The 15,612-nt window shown below is 66.5% G+C and carries 16 protein-coding genes; 10 read left to right on the forward strand and 6 right to left on the reverse strand.

All coding sequences use genetic code 11. The features are described from left to right. Positions 1–122: 122 nt before the first annotated feature. Entirely contained in the window at positions 123–1,406 is a 1,284-nt protein-coding gene (gene eno / locus ACV7JP_RS10355) for a phosphopyruvate hydratase (RefSeq protein ID WP_457795601.1), read from the reverse strand. A 298-nt stretch (positions 1,407–1,704) separates the two neighbouring features. On the opposite strand from eno, the gene ACV7JP_RS10360 reads away from it, so the two are divergent. The 4 genes from ACV7JP_RS10360 (at position 1,705) to ACV7JP_RS10375 (ending at position 4,244) form a co-directional block, all read left to right on the forward strand. Continuing rightward, positions 1,705–2,472 carry a hypothetical protein gene (locus ACV7JP_RS10360; protein ID WP_457795602.1) on the forward strand — a complete coding sequence of 256 codons (768 nt, stop codon included), beginning with the start codon at positions 1,705–1,707 and terminating at the stop codon, positions 2,470–2,472. Between the two features lie 157 nt (positions 2,473–2,629). Next, a complete protein-coding gene (gene queF / locus ACV7JP_RS10365; RefSeq protein WP_457795603.1) occupies positions 2,630–3,091 on the forward strand; it encodes a preQ(1) synthase in 462 nt (153 codons plus the stop codon). 45 nt (positions 3,092–3,136) lie between these two features. Then, on the forward strand, positions 3,137–3,793 hold the full coding sequence (locus tag ACV7JP_RS10370; RefSeq protein ID WP_457795604.1) for a Crp/Fnr family transcriptional regulator: 657 nt from the start codon (positions 3,137–3,139) through the stop codon (positions 3,791–3,793). A gap of 76 nt (positions 3,794–3,869) precedes the next feature. Beyond that, a complete protein-coding gene (locus ACV7JP_RS10375; RefSeq protein WP_457795605.1) occupies positions 3,870–4,244 on the forward strand; it encodes a hypothetical protein in 375 nt (124 codons plus the stop codon). Positions 4,245–4,254: 10 nt separating this feature from the next. Here ACV7JP_RS10375 and kdsA read toward each other — a convergent pair whose 3' ends face one another. The 3 genes from kdsA to ACV7JP_RS10390 are packed head-to-tail and all read right to left on the reverse strand — an operon-like array spanning position 4,255 to position 6,373. After that, entirely contained in the window at positions 4,255–5,115 is an 861-nt protein-coding gene (gene kdsA, locus ACV7JP_RS10380; RefSeq protein ID WP_457795606.1) for a 3-deoxy-8-phosphooctulonate synthase, read from the reverse strand. Continuing rightward, entirely contained in the window at positions 5,112–5,762 is a 651-nt protein-coding gene (locus ACV7JP_RS10385; protein ID WP_457795607.1) for a uracil-DNA glycosylase family protein, read from the reverse strand. The genes kdsA and ACV7JP_RS10385 overlap by 4 nt, the downstream gene beginning before the upstream one ends. Then, positions 5,762–6,373, reverse strand: coding sequence for a glutathione S-transferase family protein (locus ACV7JP_RS10390; RefSeq protein WP_457795608.1), 612 nt, complete (start codon positions 6,371–6,373; stop codon positions 5,762–5,764). Before ACV7JP_RS10390 ends, ACV7JP_RS10385 begins: the two co-directional genes overlap by 1 nt. Positions 6,374–6,504: 131 nt before the next feature. Between ACV7JP_RS10390 and ACV7JP_RS10395 the strand changes: the two genes are divergently transcribed. After that, complete coding sequence (locus ACV7JP_RS10395) at positions 6,505–8,046, forward strand: sensor histidine kinase (RefSeq protein ID WP_457795609.1); 1,542 nt, start codon at positions 6,505–6,507, stop codon at positions 8,044–8,046. A 103-nt stretch (positions 8,047–8,149) separates the two neighbouring features. On the opposite strand, the gene ACV7JP_RS10400 is transcribed toward ACV7JP_RS10395, so the two are convergent. Next, a complete protein-coding gene (locus ACV7JP_RS10400) occupies positions 8,150–8,407 on the reverse strand; it encodes a general stress protein (RefSeq protein ID WP_457795610.1) in 258 nt (85 codons plus the stop codon). Between the two features lie 374 nt (positions 8,408–8,781). On the opposite strand from ACV7JP_RS10400, the gene queC reads away from it, so the two are divergent. The 4 genes from queC (at position 8,782) to ACV7JP_RS10420 (ending at position 13,757) form a co-directional block, all read left to right on the forward strand. Further along, positions 8,782–9,507 (forward strand): 7-cyano-7-deazaguanine synthase QueC, encoded by a 726-nt coding sequence (queC, locus tag ACV7JP_RS10405; RefSeq protein WP_457795611.1) that lies wholly within the window; start codon positions 8,782–8,784, stop codon positions 9,505–9,507. Positions 9,508–9,635: 128 nt separating this feature from the next. Continuing rightward, positions 9,636–11,906, forward strand: coding sequence for a TonB-dependent receptor (locus ACV7JP_RS10410; RefSeq protein ID WP_457795612.1), 2,271 nt, complete (start codon positions 9,636–9,638; stop codon positions 11,904–11,906). A 104-nt stretch (positions 11,907–12,010) separates the two neighbouring features. Then, positions 12,011–12,136, forward strand: a complete 126-nt coding sequence (ykgO, locus tag ACV7JP_RS10415; RefSeq protein WP_036283477.1) for a type B 50S ribosomal protein L36 — start codon at positions 12,011–12,013, stop codon at positions 12,134–12,136. 262 nt (positions 12,137–12,398) lie between these two features. After that, positions 12,399–13,757, forward strand: a complete 1,359-nt coding sequence (locus ACV7JP_RS10420) for a hypothetical protein (RefSeq protein WP_457795613.1) — start codon at positions 12,399–12,401, stop codon at positions 13,755–13,757. Here the strand turns inward: ACV7JP_RS10420 and ACV7JP_RS10425 are convergent. Next, on the reverse strand, positions 13,736–14,620 hold the full coding sequence (locus tag ACV7JP_RS10425) for a histone deacetylase family protein (protein WP_457799068.1): 885 nt from the start codon (positions 14,618–14,620) through the stop codon (positions 13,736–13,738). The two genes, ACV7JP_RS10420 and ACV7JP_RS10425, sit on opposite strands and share 22 nt — an antisense overlap. Positions 14,621–14,924: 304 nt before the next feature. On the opposite strand from ACV7JP_RS10425, the gene ACV7JP_RS10430 reads away from it, so the two are divergent. Then, positions 14,925–15,533, forward strand: a complete 609-nt coding sequence (locus ACV7JP_RS10430) for a L,D-transpeptidase (protein ID WP_457795614.1) — start codon at positions 14,925–14,927, stop codon at positions 15,531–15,533. Positions 15,534–15,612 lie beyond the last annotated feature (79 nt).

Below are 15,612 nucleotides of genomic sequence, written 5' to 3' on the forward strand. Positions count from 1 at the left end.
GGGTGAGGGGCAAAGCCCAACGAAAATCTGTCTTATAGAGCGGAAGCTATCGCAGGCGCTTGTATTGACGCCTCGCCCCTCACCCTAACCCTCTCCCCGCTGTGCGGGGAGAGGGAACTAGCTTACGCCAGCGCCTTCAGCGCGCTCTTGCCGGCATAGATCGCGGCGTCGCCCAGCTCTTCCTCGATGCGGATGAGCTGGTTGTATTTGGCGGTGCGGTCGGAGCGGGCGAGCGAGCCGGTCTTGATCTGGCCGCAGTTCAGCGCGACGGCGAGATCGGCGATCGTCGAATCTTCCGTTTCGCCGGAGCGGTGCGACATGACGCTGGTGTAGCCCGCGCGGTGCGCCATATCGACCGCCGAAATGGTCTCGGTGAGCGAGCCGATCTGATTGACCTTCACGAGAATCGAATTGGCGACGCCGCCCTTGATCCCTTGCGACAGGCGATCGACATTGGTGACGAAAACGTCGTCGCCGACGAGCTGCGTCTTCTTGCCGATGGCGTCGGTGAGCTTCTTCCATCCTTCCCAATCGTCTTCGGCCATGCCGTCCTCGATCGAGACGATCGGATAGCTTTCGGCCAGCTTCGCGAGATAGGCGACCTGCTCGTCGATCGAGCGGGTCACGCCCTCGCCTTCATAGACATATTTGCCGTCCTTGAAGAATTCGGTCGCGGCGCAGTCCGACGCGAGATGCACGTCGACGCCCGGCTTGAAGCCCGCGTCCTCGATCGCCTTCATGATGAAGTCGAGCGCGGCTTCGGCGGAGGGAAGGTTCGGCGCGAAGCCGCCCTCGTCGCCGACCGAGGTCGAAAGCCCGGCCTTCTTCAGCGCGCTCTTCAGCGTGTGGAATATCTCCGCGCCCCAGCGAACGCCGTCGCGCACGCTCTCCGCGCCCGTCGGCATGATCATGAATTCCTGAAAGTCGATGGGGTTGTCCGCATGGACGCCGCCATTGACGATGTTCATCATCGGCGTGGGCAGGACGCGCGCCTGCGTGCCGCCGACATAGCGGTAGAGCGGAAGGGCGGCGGCTTCGGCGGCCGCCTTGGCGACGGCGAGCGAGACGCCGAGAATGGCGTTGGCGCCGAGCCGGCTCTTGTTCGGCGTGCCGTCGAGCCGGATCATCGCCTGATCGATGCCGACCTGATCCTCGGCGTCGAGGCCGAGCAGGGCGCCGGCGATCTCGTCATTCACATTGTCGACGGCCTGCAGCACGCCCTTGCCGAGATAGCGGCTCTTGTCGCCGTCGCGCTTCTCCACAGCCTCATGCGCGCCCGTCGAGGCGCCGGAGGGAACGGCGGCGCGGCCCGAAGACCCATCCTCGAGCGTCACATCGACCTCGACGGTCGGATTCCCGCGCGAGTCGAGAATTTCACGGGCGTGGATGTCGATGATCTCGGTCATATAGGGGCCTCTTTATGATGCGGCGCGGAGCAGCGCCGCCTTTTAGCCTTATTAGGCGGCGCGGAAAAGCCTGACGGGACGGATTAGCGCGGCTTTCCCTCCGGCGCGCCGGGAAAGCCCGCGGCATCCCGGCAAAGGCCCGGCGCCGAAAGCGGTTGACTGGCGCTCAGGGGCCGCTAACTTGAGCTTTATCAAAGAAAAACGCGAGACGACGGTCGGTTTTCAAGCCTTCTTGCGAACAGCAAAGCGCAGAAAAGCCCCGCGCGGCCTCGCCAATACTGGAAAGCGGGAGAGAAACATGGCGTTCGACAGGAGAAAGCTCGCGCTCGCCGCCGCCGCGCTTGCGTTCTGGGGCCCGGCCGTGGGGCCCGGCGCGTGGGCGCAGACCGCGGAGCATGTCGCGGCGGTCAAGGCGGCGATGGACAAATCGCCGGTCCGCGCCGGGAGCTGCGCGCCCGTTTCGGAGGATTTCCTCGGCTGGCCCGCGGCGCTGGCGCAGCGCTGCGAATATCCCCAGGGCGTCGCCTATATTCTCGACGTGGCGCCCGAGACCATGGCGAAATGGATCGAGACCGGCTGCAACGCCCATATGTCGGGCGTCGCGGCGTGCTTCGACCGCATGGTGAAATGCGCCGTCGAGAAGTCGAGCGCGACCTTCGTCATCGGCGGCAATCTGGCGGCCGAGCGCAAGGGCGCGGTCACCAACATGTTCTTCCGCAACGGCGTCGTCATCGCCACGCCGCATAACGGCAAGCCTGACGCCGTCCCTGTCGCCGAACAGGAGAAGCTCGCCAAAACGCCGGAGAGCGCGGTCGAGGCGATGCAGGGCGGGGGCGCGGTGGCCTTCTGGCATACGATGCCTTTCCAGTTCGCGGTCAAGGCCATCGATCTCGGCGTGCCGGCGGAGATGAACACGCCCGACCGGCGGCAGAAATGGCTGGAGATCATCCGCGCCGAAATGCAGGCGGCGCTCAAGGCCGACGGCAACCGCTTTCTCTCCGGCTGGATGACGGCGCATCCGATCACGCTGCGCACCGGCGAATGCGCCGACGACCGGGACCCGTAGGCGCGTTTCGCCGCGCCCGTCCTTGCGAGGCGCGCAAGCGACGAAGCAATCCAGGGGCGGCGCGGCGGCTCTGAATTGCTTCGCTCCGCTCGCAATGACGAAAGGGGGGCTGAGCGCCCGCTTGACGGCCGGGGCGGGGCGTTATCTTTAAGCCCTCATGACCAAGACCCATGAAGGCGCGCTGCTTCTCGGCGCAAAGGCGTTGCTGCCCGCTTCGCCGGACGAGGCCGAGCTCGACCTCGTGCCCAATCCGCACAGGGACGCGGCCTATCTCGTCCGCTTCACCGCCCCGGAATTCACTTCCCTCTGCCCGGTGACCGGCCAGCCGGATTTCGCGCATGTCGTCATCGACTATGTTCCGGGCGAATGGCTGGTGGAGTCCAAATCGCTCAAGCTCTATCTCGGGAGCTTCCGCAATCATGGCGCCTTTCATGAGGACTGCACCATGCGCATCGCCCGCGACCTCGTCGCGGCCATGAAGCCGAAATGGCTGCGCATCGGCGGCTACTGGTATCCGCGCGGCGGAATCCCGATCGACGTCTTCTGGCAGACGGGACCCGCGCCCGAGGGGTTGTGGCTGCCGGATCAGGGCGTTCCGCCCTATCGCGGGCGCGGGTGATCGGACGACCCCTGGATGCGGCGCTGGGATTTCGGAGCGGGACGGATGCCGGCGGAAGCGAGAATTGCGGCCTGGCGGCTGATCGCGCCGTCGCTGCTCGTCACGGCCTTTCGCGACAAGGAGACGATTCACGCGCAGGGAGACGAGCTCGCCGGGCTGTTTTGCCTGCTGAGCGGCGCCGTAAAGCTTTCGCATGTCACTGATCAGGGCCGCCAGCTCACAATCGCCGTGCTGGGGCCGGAAAGCCTGTTCGGCGGCGTTTCGCCCGGGAAAACCTCGAATTGCGCCGCGACCGCGATCGGCGAGGCCCGCGTCGTCAGGCTGGCGCCGGCGGAGGTCGCGCGCCTTGTCAGCGAGGATCCGCCTTTCGCGGCCTTTCTGAGCGCCGGGCTCGAGACGGCGCGAGAGCGGGCGGAGCGCAAATTGATCGACCGCGAAACGAAGACGGTCGAAGTCCGGATCGTCGAGACGCTTTACGAACTGGCGCTCATGTTCGGCGCGCCCTGCGCGCATGGCTATTCCCTGGATATCCCGCTCACCCAGCAGGATATTGCCGATCTCGTCCATGCGGCCCGCCCCGTCGTGGCCAAGATCATGGGCGCCTTGCGACGCCGCGGCGCGCTCGATTACCGGCGCGATATGATATGCGTCAACCACGCCGCCCTCCGGTCGGTCGCGGGCGGGAAGCCGCCGGCTCTGTAACCGGGATGACAGACGGGAAGAGCGGGAGGCCCTAGCGTTTCACGTCGTCCGCTCCAATCCGAGAGGGAGAGAGATCATGAAACGCATCACGCCGCTTGCGCATGGCTATCTGGACTATCTTACGGTGGTTCTGTTTCTGGCTGCGCCGATCGTTCTCGGCTTCGGCGGCGCGCCGGCCATGCTCGCCTGGCTGCTCGCCGCCGTGCATCTCGCCATGACGCTCGTCACGGATTTCCCGCTTGGGCTCATTCGCCGGCTGCCCTTCCCGATTCATGGCTGGGTGGAGAGGATCGTCGGCCCGGCTCTCCTGGCCGTGGCGTTCCTCCCCGAATTTCGCGGCGTCGAGCCCGCTTTCGCCTTCTTCGCGGCCATGGGTCTCGTCATCATCGCGGTCGGCTGGCTGACCGATTATTCGGACGCGCCGGGGCCGGCCCTGGCCCAAACCCGCTGAAGGCGTTCGCTTAGCCTGCTTCGTCCCGCCCGCGCGGGACGCTTCTTTTGGCCAGCCGGTCGAACGCCGACAGCTCCGCCGCCATCGCCTCCAGCTCCCGCAGCGGAATCTGCGTTTCTCTGTCGGAGACGGCGGCGTCAGGGTTGGGATGGGTCTCGACAAAGAGCGCCGCCACGCCGGCCGCCACGGCCGCGCGCGCCAGCGTGGCCGCAAAACGGCGCTCGCCGCCCGACGACGCGCCGAGTCCGCCCGGCTGCTGCACGGCGTGGGTCGCGTCGAAGATCACCGGCGCGCCGGTCTCGGCGAGAATGGGGAGCGCCCGCATGTCGACGACGAGGGCGTTGTAGCCGAAGCTCGTCCCGCGCTCGGTGACGAGCGCGCCGCCAGCGCCCGCCGCCCGGGCTTTCGCGACGGCGTGCGCCATGTCCCAGGGCGCGAGAAACTGCCCCTTCTTGATGTTCACGGGGCGGCCCGTGCGCGCCGCCGCGACGATGAGGTCCGTCTGCCGGCAGAGAAAGGCGGGTATTTGCAGCAGGTCCGCGATCTCGGCCACGGGCGCGCATTGCCAGCTCTCATGCACGTCCGTCGTAACGGGCAGGCCGGTCGTTTCCTTGATTTCCGCCAAGATCCGAAGGCCGGTCTCCATGCCGATCCCCCGTTGCGACGCGCCGCTCGTGCGGTTGGCCTTGTCGAAGGACGCCTTGAAGACGGCGCCGATCCCGAGGCGGTCGGAAATTCGCGCCAGCTCCGCGGCGACTTCCAGCGCCATTTCGCGGCTTTCGAGCGCGCAGGGGCCGGCGATCAGCGCCAAGGGCCGTTCATTGCCGAGGGCGACGGCGCGCGGTCCACTTCCGACGGCGACGACGCTCACGTCCTCTTATCCCGCTTTTTGACGAGCCGCGCGACCTCGGCGCGCAGGGCGGGCAGGATTTCGGACTCGAACCAGGGATTTTTCTTCAACCAGCCCGTGTTGCGCCAGGAGGGGTGCGGCAGGGGGAAGATCAGCGGCCGTGCGCTTTGGAATTCCCGCCAGCGGGCGACCGTCTCGGAGACGCTTGCGCCCTTTCGCAGATCATGGCCGAGCCGCGCGAAATGATAATCCTGCGCGTAGCGGCCGATGGCGAGCACGGTTTCGATCCGCGGCAGCGCCTCGAAGAGCTTGTCGTGCCAGAGCTTGCGGCATTCGGGGCGGGGCGGAAGATCGCCGCCGGCGGCGTCATTGCCGGGAAAACAGAAGCCCATGGGCGCAATGGCGATGCGGGAAACGTCGTAGAAGGTGTCGCGATCGACGCCCATCCAGTCGCGCAGCCTCTCCCCGGAGGGGTCGTTGAAGGGGATGCCCGTCTGATTGACGAGATTGCCCGGCGCCTGGCTCGCGACGAGGAGCCGCGCGGTCGGCGATACGCGGAGCACCGGGCGCGGTTCATGCGGCAGGGGCGCGGGCGCCTCGGCGCAATGGCGGCAGGCGCGGATGCGAGCCGCAAGCGCCTCCAGCCTTTTCGCCGCGTCGCCCACCATCAGGCCGCCATGCTGGGCCGGGCGCCCATGGCCTCCCGCCAGCGGGAGAGATGAGGCAGCTCCGCCGGAATCTCGATTCGCGCCAGCCTGGTCAGCTCCAGCGCCACGAAGGCGGTGATGTCGGCGATCGTGAAGGCGTCTCCGGCCACGAATTCGCGCCCCGACAATTCTCCGTCCAGAAAGCGCATCGCCGCGACCGCGCGCGGGCGCTGGCTTTCCGCGAATTCGGGAAATTGCGGGTTCTCCAGCACGGCGAGCCTCGGATGGCTGTGGCGGAAGGCGAAGGCGACCGGCATGAAGAGGGAAAATTCCATCCGCCGCTGCCACATCTCCACGAAGGCCCGCTCGCGGCCGTCACGCCCGAGAAGCGGCGGCTCGGGATGAAGATATTCGATATAGCGGCAGATCGCCACGGTCTCCGTGAGCGCGGCGCCGTCGTCGAGAACGAGCGCCGGAACCGCGCGCATGGGGTTAATGCGCGCATAATCCGGCTGCATATGCTCCAGCGCCATCAGGTCGACGCCGCGCGTCGGGACGGCGACGCCCTTCTCGGCGAGAAAAATACGCACGCGCCTCGGATTCGGCGCGAGCGGCGAGTCGTAGAGAATCATGCCTTTCCTCTTGGTCGGAGAACGTAAATATGGTCCAAATCGTGGCGATTTGTGAGTGGGCTGTTAATGTTTCCTGGCGATTATCGCGGTCGTCCGTTTCAGTTGTGTTCCGCCTTGCGCGCGTGTGAAGAATGAGTGAAATCACCGCTGAAATGATCGAGCGTGGCCGCGGCCTCGATCCGCAGACGGCGACGCAGAAGCGTCGCCTCGGCGCCCGGGTGCGCCAGGCGCGCGAACGCTTGACGACATCCGACACGGGACATCGCGGCGCCGATCTCGAATTGCTGCGCGCCTATGCCGACGCGCGGGTCAATTCCGCGGTCTCGGCGGTGGCGCTCATCTTGATGATGTCGTTCCTGGCGCTCTACTGGCTGCCGGCCCAAAGGGTCATCATCTGGCTCGTGCTCGCCTTTTCGAGCCTCATCCTCTGCTACGGAACGGCCAAGAATCTTCAGGCCCTCGACGACGCGAAAGTGACGGTCAAGCAATGGCGCACGAAATTCGTCGGCGCCGAGCTGGCGCATGGGGTCGTCTGGGCCGGCGTCGCGGCGATGCTGCTCAACGCGACGGATCCCAATGCGCGCACGCTCGTCATCGTGATGCTGCTGCTGTCGTCGGCCTACAACGCCATGATTGCGGCGACCGTGCCGGCGGCGGTCTACGCGGCCATCGCGCCCGGCTCGCTGACGGCGATCGGATATATCGCCTTCGTCAATCGCGGCGGCGACGCCTTCATTGCGCTGCTCGCGACGATCGTGGCGACGCAGGTGTTCGTTTACGTCCTGGCCAGGCGCTTCCACCAGCTCGCCTCGGAAAGCCTGTTCTTCCGCGCGGAGAAAAGCGAGCTGATCGCGGAGCTGGAGCAGGCGAACGCCAATATGGACGAAGCGCGCCGGCGCGCGGAGGAGGCCAATCTCGCCAAATCGCGCTTCCTCGCCACCATGAGCCATGAGCTGCGGACGCCGCTCAACGCGATTCTCGGCTTTTCGGAGGTGCTGAAGGGCGAGCTTTTCGGTCCGCACGCCAATCCGGCCTATCGCGATTATTCGAACGACATTCATTCGAGCGGCCAGCATCTGCTGATGCTCATCAATGAGATTCTCGATCTGTCGCGCGTCGAGGCGGGCCGCTACGAGCTGAAGGAAGAGAGCGTGTCGCTCGTCAATATCGCGCAGGAATGCCGGCACCTTTTGACGATCCGCGCGCAGAAGCGCGACATCAAGCTCATCGAATCCGTGGAGCCCAGTCTGCCGCGCATCTGGGCGGACGAGCGCGCCGTGCGTCAGGTGATCCTCAACCTTCTCACCAACGCCATCAAATTCACGCCGCAGGGCGGCCAGGTGACGTTGAAGGTGGGATGGACCAGCACGGGCGGCCAATATATCGCCATCAAGGACACGGGCCCCGGCATTCCGGAAGAGGAAATCGCCGTGGTGATGTCGTCTTTCGGCCGCGGCGCGCTGGCGCAGAAGAACGCGGACGAAGGCACGGGCCTCGGCCTGCCCATCGTCAAGGGCCTCGTCGAGCTGCATGGCGGTCAGTTCATGCTGAAATCGAAGGTGCGCGAGGGCACGGACGCCATCGTCATCTTCCCGCCGCAGCGCGTGATGAACGCTCTGCCGAAATTCGACACGCCGTCCCAGCAGCAGGCCGCCCGCCGTCCCGCCGCCTAGCTAGGGCGCCTTCCTCGACGGCGCCGGAGCGCATTCTCCTCGCGACGGTTTCCCATTCGCGGAATGCGCTCGAAGCGCTCCGTAAATTGGCGCAAAGGGGCGCTTACCCCTGGGGCCGATGGCCGTGCGACGCATGACCGCCCTTGCGGCCGGCGGTCGCGGCGAGCGTCCGGTCGCGGAAGAAGCTGCGGTCCTTCGCCGCGACGTTCTGTCCGCCCTTGCGCCCCGCTTCCGCCGCCAAGTCGTGATTCTGGGAGAAGCTGCGTTTTTCGGCGGGCACCGATCTTCCGCCCTTGCGGGCGATCTCCAGATGCTTCTCGTGATCCATCGACGCAAAGCCCTTATAGCTGGACTGTCCCATCTTCGCCTCCTTGGCGGTTGCTGAACAGTTCGTAAACTGTGCCCGGCTGGGGCTGCGGCAACGCCAATCGCGGCAAATCTTCCCTCGCAAGGGCTCGCGCGGAAGCTTGCGCTGTGGCTCCGGCTTGGGATTCGCCTGCGGATACAATGAGCTTCAAAACATTGGCCCGCGGGAAAGAGCGCTCGGGAACCACGCACAAATTTCGTGCATGTCGCGGCCTGAGCCTGGCGCCTGTCGTTCCGGCGGCGCCGACGATGAATGTCGAGCGCGCGTCCATGACGCGCAGCGCGCGCTTGAAGGCTTCGGGCGCGGACGTAGAATGAGGCCGGCGACGCCCCTCATCCGCGCAATCGCCTTCCGGAAAGCGACCCGCCATGGCCTCCGATCAAGATCAATTCGAGCGCGGATCGGCGCTTGTTCTCTTCTCGGGCGGACAGGATTCGACGACCTGTCTCGCCTGGGCGCTCTCGCGATTCGGGCGCGTCGAGACGGTCGGCTTCGATTATAAGCAGCGCCATCGCGTCGAACTCGATAGGCGGGCTTCGTTGCGCGACGGGCTCGCCCGCCTGTCGCCGCAATGGCGCGAAAGGCTCGGCGACGACCATACCGTCTCGATCGAAGCGCTCGGCGCCATTTCCGATACGGCCCTGACGCGCAATGTCGAGATCGCCTTGCGCGAGGATGGTCTGCCCACGACCTTCGTGCCGGGACGCAATCTGCTTTTCCTCACCTTCGCGGCGGCCCTCGCCTATCGGCGCGGCGTCGCCGATCTTGTCGGCGGCATGTGCGAGACGGATTATTCCGGCTATCCCGACTGCCGGCACGAAACGATCCGCGCATTGAGCCGGGCGCTGACGCTGGGCATGGCGATGGATCTCGAAATCCATACGCCGCTGATGTGGATCGACAAGGCGGCGACCTGGAAGCTCGCGCGGGAGCTCGGCGGCGACGCGCTCGTGTCGCTCATCGTCGAGGAGACCCACACCTGCTATCTCGGCGCGCGCGGCAAGCGCTTCGACTGGGGCTATGGCTGCGGCGAATGCCCGGCCTGCCAGCTCCGCGCGGCGGGGTGGGAGAAATTCGTGGCGGCGGCGGCCTGAGCGGCCGAGGCCCGCGCCCACCGCGCAGGGGGCTCGTCCTTCCCGAACGCCGCCCGGCGCTCTTGACCGCGCCAGGGCATGTAATATTATAACGCGAGTGTTATAACATTACATATCAGGAGGCGCTTATGGGCTGGGGGATTGACGTCAAGGCGCGTTGGGGAACCGTCGTCTTTTTTGCGGGGACGCTGGGCCTGATCGCGCCCGCCGCCGCCCAACAATCCCTCCCCACGATCGAGGTCGGCGCCGCGAGCCCGATCAAACGGCGTCCCGCCCCTGGGGTCGAACAGGCGCGCGCGCCCTCCGCCGCGCCGGCTCGCTCCGCGGCGGCCTCGCCGGTCGGGCCGTCCGCCCCGGCGCCGGCCGCCGCCGCGCCGCGCGGCGTGCTGGCGATCGCGCCGGATCAGTTCGCCGCCGTGACCGTCGTGACGAATGAGGAGCTCCGGGCCTCGACCGGAACGACTCTCGGCGACGTTCTTTTTGCCAGGCCCGGGATCACGAGCTCGAGCTTCGCGCCCGGCGCGGCGAGCCGTCCCATCGTGCGGGGCCTCGATAATTACCGCGTCCGGATTCAGGAGAACGGCGTCGGGGCGAGCGGCGTCTCGGAGATGGGCGAGGACCATGGCGCGCCGCTCGATCCGCTCGTCGCGAGCCAAGTGGAGGTGGTGCGCGGACCCGCGACGCTTCGCTGGGGCTCGCAGGCGATCGGCGGCGTCGTCAACGTCGCCAACAACCGCATCCCCGAGGCGCCGCCCTGCGCCGCGGACTCCGTCTTTCGCGATAGGGGCTGCGCAAAGATCGAGACTCGCGCGGCGATCGCGACGGTCGACAATCTGCTCGAAGACGCGACTCTGCTCGACGCGGGGCGCGGAAACTTCCTCGTTCACGCCGACATTCATGGCCGGCGCGCCAGCGATTATCGCATCCCCGGCTATCCCTATCTCTTCCCGCCGGAGCCGCCGCCTTATGTCGCCGGCCGCCAGCCCAATTCGTCGAACCGCTCGGGCGGCGCGTCGCTCGGCGCGAGCTATCTCCTGCCGAGCGGCGGCTTTGTCGGCTTCGCGGTCACGCGGTATGACAGCCGATATCGCATTCCGGGCATAGAGCCGACGGAAACGAACACCCGCATCGAGATGCGCCAGACGCGCGTCTCCGGCAAGGGCGAATTCCGCATTCAGTCGGCCTATGTCGACACGATCCGCTTCTGGGCGGGCTTGACCGATTACAAGCATCGCGAACTTGCCAATGAAGACGGATTCGACGGCGTTCAGCAAATTTTCACCAACAAGGATCTGGAGGTTCGGGTCGAAACGCAGCTCATGCCGATCGCGCTGCCTTTCGGGACGCTGACTAGCGCCGTCGGCGTGCAGGGAACGCATCAGTTCCTCACCTCTCCGGGTCTGGAAGGCGGACTCTACGATCCGAACCGCACGAAGGCGGTCGCAGGCTATCTCTTCAACGAGCTGAAGCTCGCCGACGCGCTGAAGATGCAGCTCGCCGGCCGCATCGAGCATGCGCAGGCGACGGGCTCCTTGCCCGACTTCCTCGTCGATCCGGCGACGCCGATCGCGCGAAATCGCCGCTTCGCCCCGGCGAGCGGCGCCCTCGGCCTTCTCTACGACCTGCCTTACGATCTGGTCGCGAGCCTCTCCGCGCAATATGTCGAGCGCGCGCCGCGCGCGCCGGAGCTGCTTTCGCGCGGCGTCCATGAGGCGACCGGAACCTTCGACGTCGGCAATCCGAATCTCGGCGTCGAAAAGGCGAAGACGCTCGAACTCGGCCTGCGCCGCGCGACGGGACCGTTCCGCTTCGAGGCCGCGCTTTACGTCACGCGCTTCGATGGCTTCATCTTCCGCAATCTTGCGGGGCCCGTCTGCGAGGCCGATTTCGCCAGTTGCGCGATCGGCGGGGAGGGCGATCTGCGCCTCGCGGTCTATTCCCAGCGCAACGCCGTCTTCCGCGGCGCGGAGTTCCAGAGCCAGCTCGACGTCGCGCCGCTCCTGGGCGGGACGCTCGGCGTGGAAAATCAGTTCGACGTCGTGCGGGCGAGCTTCACGAGCGGCGGCGACGTCCCCCGCATTCCGCCCGCGCGGCTCGGCGGCGGCCTCTATTGGCGCGACGCCAATTGGCTGGCGCGGGCCAATCTGCTGCACGCCTTCGCGCAGAACGACGTCGCCTTGACCGGCGAAACGCCCACCAAGGGGTATAATCTCCTGCGGGCGGAAGTAAGCTATCGGGCGCCGCTTGCGCCGGACGGCGCCTGGGGCAAGGAGATGACGGTCGGACTCGTCGGCGACAATCTGCTGAATGACGACATTCGCAACAGCGTCTCTTTCCGCAAGAACGAGACGCTGCTGCCGGGAGCAAATCTGAGGTTTTTCGCCAATGTCCTCTTCTGAGCGGGCGGTTTCGACTTGATCGGCGGCGCAAAATTTGGCATATGCGCGGCCAACGAGGCGCTGGGCGTTATCCCGGCCAGTGTTCTGTTGCCGAGGATAGACCGATGAAAGTCCGCAATTCTCTGAAATCCCTGCGTTCGCGCCACCGCGCCAACCAGATCGTGCGCCGCAAGGGCCGCGTCTACGTCATCAACAAGGTCCAGAAGCGCTATAAGGCGCGCCAGGGCTGAGCCGCCGGGGCCGCGCGCCCCGAGCGACCGAGTTTTTGAAAAAAAGCCGCGACCGTCGAGCGTCGCGGCTTTTTCCTTGTCCGGTTGGATTAAGTATTTTCATCGGATGCGCCCGCCGCGCCGGGTCAATTGCGGCATCGGCCATAGCCGAAAGGCCAAATTCCGTCCCCTCCGGCTTCCCGAATATTCTTGCTTTCGGACCCACTGGAAGCCGCCGAACGGCGCCCGGGCGAGACGCCGCGGCGAAAGGGGAAAGCTTGCGATGAACAATCATCTCCGTGCCCCCGTTCACGCGTCGTCGGACACGGCCGCGGCCTTTGCGCGTCTCGCGCAATGGTCCGGCCATGCGCAGGCCGAGCCTCAAAGGCCGCCGCCGCTGCCGGAATGGACTCTCGACCAGATCGGCGCGGAGGACGAGGAGATCAAGAATCGCTGCATCGATCTCGTCCAGAAGATCGAGGAGCTGACGCAGGTGCGGGAGCGCTTCGTCGAGATCTCCAATTGGATCGGCCATATCCTCTCCGCCCGAGAGGCGACCAATGCGGCGCTGGTCGAGCGCGGCATGATGGCCGCGATGGTCGAGGGCGCGCTCGCCGACGCGAAGGAGGAGAACCGCACGCTTTACGAGGGGCGGGAGGAGGCGCGGGCGGAGAACAGCCTGCTCCAGTCCGAAAACGAACGCCTTCGCGCCATCCTGCATCTCAATGAGGGCCGCATCGAAAAGCTCGAAGCGGATCTGCGCGACGCCCAGAATATCGGCGCGCAATTCCATGACGTCTACGAGGCCGAGCGCGCCCAGGCCTATCATTTGCGCGGCGAGGTCGAGGACCTGCAAGGCGCCGTCGCCAAGAACGACGCGCTCGTCGCGGAGCTTCAGCGCGACCTTGCGGCCGCGCAGGACGAAACCGTCTTCATGCGCCAGCGCGCCGAAATGCTGCAGGCCAATCTCGCGGATGCGCAGGCGGCGTGGCGGGCGGAGAAGGAGGACGACCGCCGGCGGCTCGCCGGGTTTGAGGCCAGGCTGCGGGAGCAGACCACCCGCGCCCAGGCCGCCGAGGGCCTTCTCGCCGAGGCGCGAAGCGCGTTGCAGGAGAAGTCGGAGCAATGCCGCCTGGGCGAGCGCCAGGCGGCCGAGATGGAGCAGAAGCTGCTGCGGCTCTCCGAACATTCGGAGTCGATCGCGGCCGAGGCCGCGCAGGTGAAGGAAAAGCTCGAATCGCGCGGCCGCGCTCACGCAAGGCTGGGCAAGCGCGCGCGGGCCTTGATCCGCGCCATGCGCGATCTCGCCTCGCGGCTGGAGAAGGCCGAGCAGAAGGCGGCGCTCGCCGGCGAGCGGCTGAACGCCGAGACGAGCCGCTTCGCCGACCAGAAGGCGCAGTTCGAACAATCGATCCGCGATCTCGCCGAGCAATTGGAGAAGGAGCGCGCCGCGAGCCAGGTGACGGCCGGCGCGTTGGAGGCGGCGCGGCAGCAGCGTCTACAGCCGCGCGAGGAGGAGCAGCCCCGCGAGGAAGGCGCCAAGCTCATCGACATTCTGGCGCGCGCCGAAATGGCCCATCTCGCGGCGGAGGCGGCGGCCGAACGGGCGGCCCCGCCGTCTCAGGCGCCCATCAGGGCCTGAATATGGGCCGAGACGCTGCGGCTCAGGCCCTCTAGGTCGTAGCCGCCTTCGAGCAGCGAGACGATCCTGCCGCGGCATTTCCGGTCCGCGACGTCCATCAGGCGCTTGGTCGCCTCGCCGAAATCCTTCTCGGTGAGCCGCAGGCCGCCGAGCGGGTCGCGCTCATGCGCGTCGAAGCCGGCGGAGACGAGGATGAGGTCCGGGCTGAAATCGCGCAGCCGGGGCAGGATGCGGTCGAGGAGCGCTTCCTGGAAGGCGTCTCCCGTCGAGCCCGCGAGCAAAGGGCAGTTCACGATGGTTCCGTGCTCGCCGGTCTCGTTATAGCCGCCCGTGCCGGGATAGAAGGGCGCCTGATGGGTGGAGCAGAACAAGACGTTTTTCTCGGACCAGAAGATGTCCTGCGTGCCGTTGCCGTGATGGACGTCGAAATCCACGATGGCGATTCGCTCCGCCCCATGCGCCGCCAGGGCGTGCCGCGCCGCGACGGCGACATTGTTGACGAAGCAGAAACCCATCGGATTGCGCGCGCCCGCATGGTGCCCCGGCGGGCGCGCGGCGACGAAGGCCGTGTCCGCGGCGCCGGTCATGACCTCGTCCACGGCCGCGACGGCGGCGCCGGCGGCGCGCCAGACGGCTGCGACCGTTTTCGGGCACATCACCGTGTCGCTGTCGAGCGCGGCGTAGCCTTCGCGGGGCTGCGCCTCCTCCAGCGCGTCGAGATAAGCCTGCGGATGCACGCGCAGCAAGGCCTCGAGCGGCGCGCTCGGCGCGTCGACGCGCACAAGGGATTGAAAGCGCTCCGCCTCGAGTCCGCGTTCAATGGCGCGCAGGCGATCGGGCCGCTCGGGATGGCCCGGGCCCATTTCGTGGTCGAGACCGCTCGCATGCGTGAAAAGAAGGGTTTTCACCAGACCGCCGCTTTGCGGGTCGCCGCTTGCGCGGCCCGCATTCCATTTCCGCCGTTTTCTGGCCCATGTCTATGAAAAATGAAAGACGTCAAGCGCCTTGCGCGCGCAATGCCGGTTTTTTGCGCGCGGCGACTCCGTGGCGCCCTGGCAACACCGGGAGAATATTGGCCCTTACGTGACGCTGAGGCGGATTGTCTCGGGCAAGTTCGTGGTAAGCCTTTTTCAAGAACCGGGTCTTGCGGCGGAAAGGAGCGTTGTAATGTATTCAAAGCTTTTATTTGTGACAGCGCTATCCGCGCTCGCCCTTGCGGGCTGCTACAGCGGAACCCCCCTGCCTGATCCGAAGCTCTCCGGCCGCGACGCGGAGTTCATGGCGCTCGCGCCCAAGGCTCAGATCGGCGCCGAATTTGACCGCTATCTCGTCGACTACAAGTCGGAGGAGCCCGTCGGCACGATCATCGTCGATAGCCGGGCGCATTTCCTCTATTACGTCATGCCGGGCGGCAAGGCGGTGCGTTACGGCGTCGCCACGGGCCAGGACGCCATGGGCTGGACTGGCCGCGCCTATGTCGGCGCGATGCAGGAATGGCCGCGCTGGATTCCGCCGAAGGACATGCTGGAGCGCTGGCCGCATCTGCAGCCGACCGCCGACGCCGGCGGCTTGCCGGGCGGCCCCGACAATCCGCTCGGCTCGCGCGCCCTCTATCTCTACCAGAACGGCAAGGACACGCTTTACCGCATTCACGGCACCAATGAGCCGGAGAAGATCGGCCAGGGCGTTTCGTCGGGCTGCATCCGCATGCGCGACATCGACGCCATCGACCTCTACAACCGCGTGAAGGTCGGCACGAAGGTCGTGGTCATCTAAGCCTTTCGCGGCCCGTTTTCGAGGAGCCCCTTTCCCGGCGCGGGAGAGGGGCTCTTTCTTTTGCGCGCCTGCTCGGCTC

Source organism: Methylocystis sp. S23, from assembly GCF_054106005.1.